This is a genomic window from Isoptericola croceus (assembly GCF_029382255.1).
Lineage (GTDB): Bacteria > Actinomycetota > Actinomycetes > Actinomycetales > Cellulomonadaceae > Isoptericola > Isoptericola croceus.
In genome coordinates this window covers 1-272 of record NZ_JARLLG010000256.1, presented here as the reverse complement: position 1 = coordinate 272, position 272 = coordinate 1, and the positions used below count along the sequence as shown (strand labels likewise).

General features: G+C 34.6%; 1 protein-coding gene. It reads left to right on the top strand.

Annotated elements, in window-relative coordinates:
- Positions 1-272: AMP-binding enzyme (locus PZC42_RS24670; protein ID WP_498041203.1), on the top strand; the 272-nt coding region annotated here is incomplete at both ends.

Here is a 272-nt window from a genome sequence, read left to right as displayed (position 1 = left end):
AATATTTATCCACAGGAAATTGAAGGGGTATTAGCAAAACATCCAAAAGTACTTGAATGTGCTGTTGTTAGTTATCCAAATGAAGTATTAGGTGAATTAGTTTGTGCCGTTATTAAACTGAAAAAAGGGGAAAGCTGTACTCCTGATGAAATAAAGGAATACGTCAAAACATTTATTGCAACGTACAAAGTACCTTCTAAAGTGGTGTTTGTGGAGGAGTTTCCAGTTACAGCGAGTGGGAAAATCCAAAAAGGAAAATTGAAAGAAAAGAT